Below are 9,748 nucleotides of genomic sequence, written 5' to 3'. Positions count from 1 at the left end.
AATATGTTTAAGAAAAAAGAAAAAACAGAGAAAGCACCTAAGAATAAGAAAGTGCGTACCATGAAAGTCGGGACACATAAGAAATCTGTCCTGCTGTTGTGGGCGGTGCTTCTGGCAAGCACCAGCTTTGGTGTGTATAAGAACTTTACCGCCATTGACACCCACACGGTACATGAAAAAGAAATCATTCAGCTAAGATTGAACGATACCAACGGTATTGAGAATTTCGTCAAGAACTTTGCGAAAGCCTACTACTCATGGGATACCAGCAAGGAAGCCATTGAAGCAAGGACAACAGAAATCAGTAAATACCTTACCAAAGAATTACAGGACTTGAACGCTGATACCATCAGAACGGACATACCAACCAGTGTTACGGTTACAAATGTGCTGGTCTGGAATGTGGAACAGTCTGGAATGAACGATTTTACCGTTGCCTACGAAGTAGATCAGCAGGTAAAAGAGGGAGAACAGACACAGGCAGTCACAGAAAACTACACCGTGACCGTTCATGTGGATAAGGACGGTGCAATGGTCATTACCCAGAATCCAACCCTTGCTCCGGCGGTACAGAAATCAAAGTATGAACCGAAAGTACAGGAAGCAGATGTCAGTGTCAGTTCCGACACAGTCAAGGACGCTACCGCTTTCTTGGAAACATTCTTTAAGCTGTATCCGACAGCTACGGAAAAAGAACTTGCCTATTACGTCAAAGACGGTGTGCTTGCTCCTGTTTCCGGCGACTATGTATTTTCGGAACTGGTAAACCCTGTCTTTACCAAAGACGGCGATAACCTCAAGGTCAGTGTGTCTGTGAAGTATCTGGATAACAAGTCGAAAATGACACAAATCTCACAGTATGAGCTTATGCTTCATAAGGACGATAACTGGAAGATTGTAGAATAAATAATCAAGGCTTGCGTCATAAACTGTATAGTATGCTCCGCAAGCCTTATTTCCATTCCGGATTAGTATTTACAAAATTTGCAAAATAAGATGCGAATAGGAGTTAAAAGATATGATAGGGCTAAAAAAGAGAAATATTAAAAAAATGTTGAAACTTGGTGCTAAGGCTGGTGGAGTATCGTTTGCTGATGTTCAGACTGATATAGAAGCTACTATTGATGAAGCAATGACCAGTACAGACCCACAAGTACAGGAAAATTTCAAAAAGTTGTTTGGAAGTAAGCGTCCCACGTCAGAAGAATATATCTATAAAATTGCAAAGAAAACAAAACTTTAATTGGCTAAAGTAAAATTTGGGTATTTTAAATGCTGTTAAGGGTATTTGAACTTAAAGTGCTTGCGATTGTTTTGGAGAAATATTAAACTTCTATTAAAGTACATGGAGGAAAGCATATTGAAACTGCAACTATTGGAAAAAAAAGATTTGGCTGAACCGGAAATAGATATACGATATTCAAGTATGACCCAACCTTTAAATCGGATTGTTCAATATATCCGTCAACAAGAATATCTTATACAAGGAATTTTTGAAAAAAAGCTGTATCAGATACCATTAAATGAAGTCTTGTATTTTGAAACTGTTGATAAAAAAACATTTATGTACACTCAACAAAAAATATTTGAATGTAAAAAGACACTTTCTGCTATTGAACAAGATTTAATAAGGTCAAATGTTGTAAGGATAAGCAAAACAGTCTTATTGAATATTTCTTGTCTGGTCTGTGTTAAACCTTACCCTAACCACAGATTATTGGCAGAACTTAACAATGAAGAAAATCTAATTGTTTCAAGAAAATATATTCCTATTCTAAGAGATAAGATAAGGAGTGGCTATTATGAATAAATTTTTAAGGACATATCTTCCTGCATTTTCTATGGCATTTACATTTATTATTTTGTATGCAACGATAAGCAATATTATAGCAGGATATTCTAAAGACAGATTTTGTTTCTTTATTTTGCAGGTGTTTGTTTATCTTATGGTGTCAGTGATTGTCGATTGGCTTCTATCATTTATAGATTTTAGCAAATATATATATCACTTTATTGCTGAAATGATTATATTATATCCAATAACCATTGGTGTGGCATTTATAGGTAAATGGTTTGCGTTTAGTGCAATTAACATTACATGGTATTCATGTGTCTATATTTTAATTATGATAGCTATTCATTGCTATTTTTATCATATTTCCAAAAGACAAGCTGATGAAATAAACAATTTTTTAAAATTAAGGAATAAGAGGTAATAGTAATGGGCGATATGACAAAATTTAATAGTGCTATTGAATATTATATATTTAATGTGTTGCTAATGTGTTTACTTATTTCCGAAATATTTATTTTCTTTTATACACGTTCAAAGCAAAATAGAACTGAAAAAATTGACACTAGAGATTTAGGAACGAAATGGTTGTTATATTTAAATTTTGTATTTTGTTTGATAATTAGTTTTCTATGTATCAGTCAAAAAGCTCCATTTTGCATAAGAGAATTGACGTTGCCTGCTTACTTTGCAAAAATTGGTATGTTAATTACAGCAGTCGGGATTTGTATTCGTATAAAAGCTGTTTTAACTTTAAAAAAGGCATTTACATTAAATGTTCAGATTAGTAAAGAACAACAGCTAATAACAAATGGTATGTATAAATTTGTCCGCCACCCTGCCTACACTGGAAGTATTCTGTCATTATTGGGCGTGAGTATTGCGTTAAAGAATATCCCTGCTATATTGATAGTTGCTATTTGTAGCTTTGTTTGCTATCAAATAAGAATAAATGTTGAAGAAGCAGTTTTACAAAAATATTTCAAAGAATATAACTTATATAAAGAAAAAACATATAAACTTTTTCCGTATATATATTAAAATTGCTGATGTCTTGGAGATAACTTTAGTAATGGTATTGACTAGTTATTTTTTATGAAAAAATAAAATTTGTAGAATAAATTTGTAAGATTAAGCGAATATGAGAGGAGCTTTTATGAGTAATCAATCATGGGTGTTTTGCCCTATTTGTAACAATAAGACACGAACCAAAATACGGAACGATACAGAACTGATAAATTTTCCGTTATTCTGTCCGAAGTGCAAACAAGAAACTATAATCAATATGAAACGTGGAAATATAATTATCAGAGAGCCAGACGCTAAGACGCAGAGCCGATAATTTGTAAGTTATTGTAACTTATAGATTGTCGGCTCATTTTTTGAAACAAAAAAGTGGAGATTTTATTTTTTCTCCACTTCCTTTGACTTAATAATTCCATCATCAACACTTTCAATAATAATTAAGTCTTCGGTATGATTTGCAAGCTGATTAATATAGTTGTTACATTTCGTTTAAGAGATTATAATAATTAAAATAGCTAAAATCTATCAATTTTTAACAGTAGTATGTGGACATAGTTGATAAAAAATTGCTTTTTCAATGATAAGATATATTTCTAAGGAGGAACGAGATATGGCACAGAGCATTTTGATTGTAGACGACGAAAGAGATATTGTATCAATGCTAAATCAATATTTTTGCAAAATTGGTTATGTAGTATACACAGCAATTAACGGAAAAGAAGCACTGAATGCAATCACAAAACATCCAGATATTATTTTATTAGATATAAATATGCCAGATATGAATGGTTTTACAATTTGTGAAAAAATCAGGAATTTTGTGTCCTGTCCTATTATTTTTTTAACAGCTCGGATTGAGGACTGTGATAAAATCAAAGGATTTGCTGTCGGTGGTGACGACTATGTTGTAAAGCCTTTCTCCGTTGATGAATTAGAAGCCAGAGTTGCTGCACATTTGCGGAGAGAAAAAAGACATGGTTCGTCCGCAATAGTTCAGTTCGATAATAATATAGTAATTGATTATTCATCACGAGTTGTTTTTTATAGAAATGCTGAAATAAATTTTACGAAGAAAGAGTTTGATATTATTGAATTTCTTTCACAAAACAAGGGGATTATTTTTGATCGTGAGACAATTTATGAAAAAGTATGGGGCTTAGATGGTTCTGGCGACAATTCTGTTATTACAGAACATATACGCCGGATAAGAACAAAATTCCTTTCTATAGGCGACAATCCTTATATAGAAACTGTCTGGGGGTGCGGATATAAATGGAAAAAGTAAGGCGAAAAAATTCAAGGCATTATATTGACAACATGAGTATTAAAAATTCGTTTGTTTTTTATGCTCTTATTTCCTTAGTGATTGGTATTGTAATAGGTGTTATATCTATTACTCTTGTAGATGATTACAGAATAAACCTTAACTATAAATATGAGGACATGACAACAAGGTATGATATACCTGAAAATGGTTCATTTACAGCGAAATATAACAAAGACCAAACAGAATACACAATATATAATGCAAGTGAAAAGGAAGTATGTAATTTTGTTGTAGACTATCAAAAGGAACGTCCAGTACAAGAATATATTTATCCTAATCATGTTTCTTACATTGAAGTTTCACCAAAGTTTACTAAACATGATAGAATTGTGGATTCTGCTCTAGGTGTGGTTAATATTGTCACCATTCCTATTGTTCTTTCAATTAGCATGATTCTTTGTGTGACTATCTTTGTAAACCGAAAATTAGTAAGACCCATAAAGTTACTGACGAATGCATACAGAAAAGTCGAAAACAACGAACTGGATTTTACGTTGCCTTACCCTTATAAAGACGAGATGGGGAGGCTGTGTCTTGCATTTGAGAAGATGAAAAATTGTTTATATCAAAACAACCAAAAAATGATACGGCAATTTACTGAACAAAGGAGATTAAATGCTGCTTTTTCACATGATTTACGCACGCCTTTAACAATACTAAAAGGACATACCACAATGTTGTTATCATTTATTCCCAAAGGATTAGTTTCTCAACAGGAGGTACTCGACGAATTATCAACAGTACGCAACAATGTGGAACGGCTTGAAAAATACGTTAGTGCTATGACAAACTTATACCGTTTAGAAGATATAGAAATCGAAAAAGAAAACATAAACTTTGACTTCTTATTAAAAACCTTATCAAATACAACGGAAATGCTCTGTTCTGATATAGAATATACGATTAAAACAAATTGTAATAAACAGCAAACTCTATTTATCAATCTTGAAATTATCATACAAATTTATGAAAACCTGTTGTCTAATAGCATTAGATATGCTAAGTCGATGATAGCTATTGATGTAAATAAACAGGAGGAATTTTTATTGATTACGGTCTCTGACGATGGCTGTGGTTTCAAAAGTACGGATATAGAACGTGTAACATTACCATTTTATAAACCATCGCAAGATACTACGTCTGAACATCTAGGTCTGGGATTAAACATTTGTAAAATATTATGTGAAAGGCATGGAGGTACAATAAAAATTTCAAATAATCATAAGGGGGGAGCCTGTGTTACAGCTTGTATAAAAATTGCATATGTTGATGAAAAATAGACATTTTCCCCATATAATTGCATTAAGCACTTATAAAGGAGGTTTCGATTATGAAAAAAATTATCTGTATTATTTTAATAACTGTCACAAGCATTTTGTCCGGGTGCAATTCAACATCAGATGAAGAAATAATATCATCACAGGATTTCAAAGAGAATTATGAGGTTTCGTCCTATGGAACTGAGGAAAAAATTAATACTTTATCAGATGTTGAGCTTACATCAAGTGAAAAAGAGTATTCTGACTTAGAAAACGCAAAATTTTTTTTAGAAAATAACTCCAACAAAGAGTATCATTATTCTAAAGCCTATTTTGAAATTGAAGCGGAGCAATCAGAAACATGGTATCAATTAACTCAACTTTATGACCCATCAAAAGATAACGAAGATGATGCAGTTATAAATCCCACCGAAAGATTAAGTTTACCATTTGATATTTCCTCGGTTTATGGCGAACTCCCATCAGGGCACTATAGAATAATAGTAAGTATTTCTTATTTCGAATCCCCTAAAGATTGGGATTATGACACTTATTATTTGGCATGTGAATTTACATTAAAATAGTATATCAGAAAGGAAACAAATGGGAACAGCAAAATGGATATACTGTCCTATATGCAAGAATAAAACAAGAACAAAAATCAGAACGGATACTAAGTTGATAAATTTTCCACTGTATTGTCCAAAATGCAAACAGGAAAACCTAATTAATGCCAGCAAATTAAAAATAACAGTAATCAAAGAGCCAGACACTTAGATGCAGAGCCGATAATTCAGAGGATTTCATATCTCATAGATTATCGGCTCATTTTTATTACCTATCACCATATCCCGTATGATTGGCAGGCAAATAAAAATGGAGGAACTAATCTTCCCCCACTTCCTTTGATTTGATGATACCAGCAGCGACGCTCTCCATGACAACCATATCTTTGTCGTCGAAAGTATCAAGCTGTTGTTCCAACTGTCTGCGGCGAGTGCTTTTTACTTTGTCACTGGTCGGCAGGAAAATTTCATCAACAGACACATTAAGTAGAGTTACAAGGTCATAAAACACCTGTAAACTTGGGTGCTGCCCTTTATTCTCAATATTCGTCAGATAGCGTGGGTCAATTTCAATTTTTGCTCCCACCTGTTCACGGGTCAGACCTTGTTTCATCCTTGCCGCTTTGATGGCAAGACCAAAGGCTCTGAAATCGTATTTATCTTCTGTTTTACGCATAATTAATCACCTCACTACATTTTACTGTTCCTAGCCATGAGCAAAACTCCACATACTCAGTATTTATGCATGTTTGCGAGGCATGGCAATCTCTTTTATCACTCCAAATTTATAGTAACAACCAGCTCCAAATGGTATAATTAAGTTGTCAAAATCAATTCACCGAGAGGAGCTGATTGTTATCTATCGTCAAGAAATTTTGAAAGACATCCGTCTTTTCACTTCACAACCAGTTGCAAAGTTTTACGATTCACTTTTTCTGAATCTCGATTTATCCTTTGTCCCTGAATTCTCTAAAACCGGACGAAAAGGCTTTTCCAATCATGCCATGATTTGTTCGTTTATCGTTATGAAATGTGAAGGCTTTTCAATGATTACGGATCTTGTTGATTATCTTAACAACAACCTTCTAATCGCCCATTACTGCGGTTTTGATATTTCTGCTCCGTTGCCTTCTTACTGGACGTTTGATCGTTTTCTAAAACAGCTTGATAACGATGTACTTTCATCCATTATGAAATCCCAGGTTCTTTATCTTTCAAAACAAGGTATTGTTGATACATCTTTTATTGGTTTGGACTCTACTCCGATTGCTGCAAACACTTCACAGAATAATCCTAAATCTTTTCTATCCAACAAATTTAAGCCTGATAACCAGCCCAAAGCAGATACTGATTGCAAACTTGGCGTACATACTGCTTCTAACCAAACAAACGAGAAAAAGTATGAATTCTACTGGGGTTACAAAAACCACGTCCTTGTTGACTGTATTTCAGGTCTTCCCATTTATGAACTGACCACTACCGCCAATGTCCATGATTCCACTGTTGCGCTTGATATTTTGGCTGACACACATACCTTTCTGCCGATAACCGAATGTACCTTCCTTGCTGATAAAGGCTATGATGTTAAAAATATCTATAATCAGGTACAGGAACTCTACCAAGGCGAATGTATTATTCCATTAAACAAACGATCCACCAAAAATCCAAAACTTCTTCCACAGGGAAATCCTGTCTGCGATGCCGGGCTTGCCATGTGGAAGGATGGTAAATTTTCTGATAATGGATGTACACGCCAAAAATTCTGCTGCCCACTAAAATCAAGCAAAGACGCTGATTGTCCCTGCCATCACAAAAATTTTTACAACGGCAAGAAGCATCGCGGCTGTACAAAATACATCACCATTCCCGATGATTTAAGACTCTCCGTCGACAGAGACAGCAAATATTTCAAAAGTAATTACTCTCTTCGTACAGAATGTGAAAGATACAATTCACGTTTCAAAAATACAGGGCAGGAACGTATGTGGGTAAGAAATAAATCATCTGTTACCAACTTGAATACAATTGCCCATATAAGTCTGTTAGCGGTTGCTGTTGCGGCAATCACCACCGGCACAGGGCAATCCTATCGTAAGCTTAAAGCTGTAAAGCGAATCGCATAATAAAGAGCTATTCATATCTCCCCATTTGCGTAGGTGCTGGACTTACGTCAGCTTTGCTATGTCATAAATTCCCATTCTTTCCGATTTACAAAAGCTAACTGCCAAATCCAACTTTTAAATCAATTCGTTTTGCTCATCTCTCTTTACTGTTCCTAAAGAATTTGTAACAGGTACAGTAAAACGTATTGCAAGGTTTATCAGTTCCTATGAACAGGTAAATAACAATATATGCTGCTTGGCGGTAAAAAAAAAACCGTTGTCAGCAGTAATGCTTTTATACGTCCTTTTAGATAGAACGACGGTTCATACAGCCGCCGTTTTATTTTTGTCCAACGGTGGACAAACTACTGGTTGGTTTTGTTTTAGCGGCTTCAGGAGGTAGCCGCATGGAATGCCTATACATTCAACAACATTCGACCATTGGTAGCTTGTTAAAAAAATCCGTTTAACTTTTGCGGATTATATCGCTCTTGTATATGGTTTTTCACATCACATAGCAGGAACAATTTATAAGGCACAAGAACAGCACGTCAGTATTGCTCTTGTGCTTTTTTGCTACTTTAAAAAATTTTTTGATTTTTTTCTGATTCGGGTTACAAATCACCCCTCCGTGTTGAGTGTTAGTGCGGAAAGAGGTAAAAAGCCTTTTCGCTTTAGCAACTTCAACTTGAAAGGAGGTGAGATTATGAAACCTTCTTCATTTGAGAACGCTATAAGACTTCAATTTGACTGTCTGGCTCGTAAGGTGATTGGCAGAACTGTAAAGAACTACAACAAAGAACTTGCCAGACGTGCAAAGCATGAAATATCTTTCTGTGAAATACCAGAGCTGGAATTAAACCAGTTGGGTGTATCGGACGAATACTCGCTTGAATTTACTTCCTTTGATGTGTTCGGTACAGAAGTTCGTGTCTATGATGAGAAATTATGTGAAGCAATCAAAAAATTAAGTGAAAGACGACGCAATGTTGTGTTGATGTTCTACTTTCTGGAATTACCAGACGCAGAAATCGCAGAGATTTTGGATATTTCCAGAAACTCTGTTTATAGAAACAGAATGTGTTCACTAAAGCTCATTAGAGATATGTACGAGGAGGAATTATAACATGATGAAGTCTACAAAAAAGTGTCCTCTATTCTCCACAATCAGTTTAGCTGCTGATGGCGACGAAGTGGCAATAGAGAAAATTTTAAATCACTATGACGCTTACATATCAAAAGCAAGTTTACGCCCGTTCTATGATGAACACGGAAATATGTATATTGTGGTCGATATGGAACTGAAAGGCAGAATTAGAGCTGCCCTTATTAAAGCAATTCTAGGTTTTGAAGTCAGAGTGAAATAAGCGAATATATACGGAGTGTGATACCACCTCATTCCAGCTCCGTTTTACAAGTGTTCTTTGAAAATTGAATAAAGTAATCAGATACGTTTGATATGCGGTGAGCCGACGGACTGGAACGCCATGACCCATGAAAAGGAGGGATAAAGAAGCGAGCGACCACGCCAGTGATCCGTAAGCGACTGTTGGAAAAGTTGCTGCCATGACCCGTATATCAGAATAATGATACACTCGCATGGTGCGGTTCACCCATCAGAATGGGAATGGTGAAATTCCAGTGGAGCTTTCCAAAGCCATCTGATTACTTCTTAC

Annotated in this window: 14 protein-coding genes; 13 read left to right on the top strand and 1 reads right to left on the bottom strand. The window is 35.0% G+C overall.

Annotated features, from left to right (window positions below; all coding sequences use genetic code 11):
- The first annotated feature begins 3 nt into the window (after positions 1–3).
- The 10 genes from RIL182_RS11695 (at position 4) to RIL182_RS11650 (ending at position 6,181) form a co-directional block, all read left to right on the top strand.
- The gene (locus RIL182_RS11695) at positions 4–906 is read left to right on the top strand and encodes a conjugal transfer protein (protein WP_006857581.1); all 903 of its coding nucleotides are present in this window, start codon (positions 4–6) and stop codon (positions 904–906) included.
- Positions 907–1,018: 112 nt separating this feature from the next.
- On the top strand, positions 1,019–1,243 hold the full coding sequence (locus RIL182_RS11690; RefSeq protein WP_006857580.1) for a hypothetical protein: 225 nt from the start codon (positions 1,019–1,021) through the stop codon (positions 1,241–1,243).
- Between the two features lie 117 nt (positions 1,244–1,360).
- A complete protein-coding gene (locus RIL182_RS11685) occupies positions 1,361–1,810 on the top strand; it encodes a LytTR family DNA-binding domain-containing protein (RefSeq protein ID WP_044999138.1) in 450 nt (149 codons plus the stop codon).
- Entirely contained in the window at positions 1,803–2,216 is a 414-nt protein-coding gene (locus RIL182_RS11680) for a hypothetical protein (RefSeq protein ID WP_006857579.1), read from the top strand. Before RIL182_RS11685 ends, RIL182_RS11680 begins: the two co-directional genes overlap by 8 nt.
- 5 nt (positions 2,217–2,221) lie before the next feature.
- Positions 2,222–2,833 carry a methyltransferase family protein gene (locus tag RIL182_RS11675; RefSeq protein ID WP_006857578.1) on the top strand — a complete coding sequence of 204 codons (612 nt, stop codon included), beginning with the start codon at positions 2,222–2,224 and terminating at the stop codon, positions 2,831–2,833.
- Between the two features lie 115 nt (positions 2,834–2,948).
- Positions 2,949–3,134: a cysteine-rich KTR domain-containing protein gene (locus RIL182_RS11670; protein ID WP_081021270.1), complete on the top strand. Its 186-nt coding sequence runs from the start codon at positions 2,949–2,951 to the stop codon at positions 3,132–3,134.
- 294 nt (positions 3,135–3,428) lie between these two features.
- Positions 3,429–4,103 (top strand): response regulator transcription factor, encoded by a 675-nt coding sequence (locus tag RIL182_RS11665; RefSeq protein WP_020994080.1) that lies wholly within the window; start codon positions 3,429–3,431, stop codon positions 4,101–4,103.
- A complete protein-coding gene (locus RIL182_RS11660; protein ID WP_006857577.1) occupies positions 4,091–5,425 on the top strand; it encodes a HAMP domain-containing sensor histidine kinase in 1,335 nt (444 codons plus the stop codon). The genes RIL182_RS11665 and RIL182_RS11660 overlap by 13 nt, the downstream gene beginning before the upstream one ends.
- Before the next feature lie 50 nt (positions 5,426–5,475).
- Positions 5,476–5,988: a membrane lipoprotein lipid attachment site-containing protein gene (locus tag RIL182_RS11655; protein ID WP_006857576.1), complete on the top strand. Its 513-nt coding sequence runs from the start codon at positions 5,476–5,478 to the stop codon at positions 5,986–5,988.
- A gap of 19 nt (positions 5,989–6,007) precedes the next feature.
- Complete coding sequence (locus RIL182_RS11650; RefSeq protein WP_008704154.1) at positions 6,008–6,181, top strand: cysteine-rich KTR domain-containing protein; 174 nt, start codon at positions 6,008–6,010, stop codon at positions 6,179–6,181.
- Positions 6,182–6,289: 108 nt separating this feature from the next.
- Here RIL182_RS11650 and RIL182_RS11645 read toward each other — a convergent pair whose 3' ends face one another.
- The gene (locus RIL182_RS11645) at positions 6,290–6,646 is read right to left on the bottom strand and encodes a helix-turn-helix domain-containing protein (protein WP_006857575.1); all 357 of its coding nucleotides are present in this window, start codon (positions 6,644–6,646) and stop codon (positions 6,290–6,292) included.
- A gap of 145 nt (positions 6,647–6,791) precedes the next feature.
- Here RIL182_RS11645 and RIL182_RS11640 point away from each other — a divergent pair, with 145 nt between their 5' ends.
- From RIL182_RS11640 to RIL182_RS11630, 3 genes are all read left to right on the top strand, one after another.
- On the top strand, positions 6,792–8,093 hold the full coding sequence (locus RIL182_RS11640; protein ID WP_006857610.1) for a transposase: 1,302 nt from the start codon (positions 6,792–6,794) through the stop codon (positions 8,091–8,093).
- A gap of 685 nt (positions 8,094–8,778) precedes the next feature.
- A complete protein-coding gene (locus RIL182_RS11635) occupies positions 8,779–9,198 on the top strand; it encodes an RNA polymerase sigma factor (protein WP_008704153.1) in 420 nt (139 codons plus the stop codon).
- A gap of 1 nt (position 9,199) precedes the next feature.
- Entirely contained in the window at positions 9,200–9,439 is a 240-nt protein-coding gene (locus tag RIL182_RS11630; protein ID WP_006857574.1) for a helix-turn-helix domain-containing protein, read from the top strand.
- The last annotated feature ends 309 nt before the right edge of the window (positions 9,440–9,748 follow it).

It is taken from the genome of Roseburia intestinalis L1-82 (assembly GCF_900537995.1).
Taxonomy (GTDB): domain Bacteria; phylum Bacillota; class Clostridia; order Lachnospirales; family Lachnospiraceae; genus Roseburia; species Roseburia intestinalis.
The sequence above is the reverse complement of the archived record's forward strand: the minus strand, read 5'-3'. Positions and strand labels throughout refer to the sequence as shown.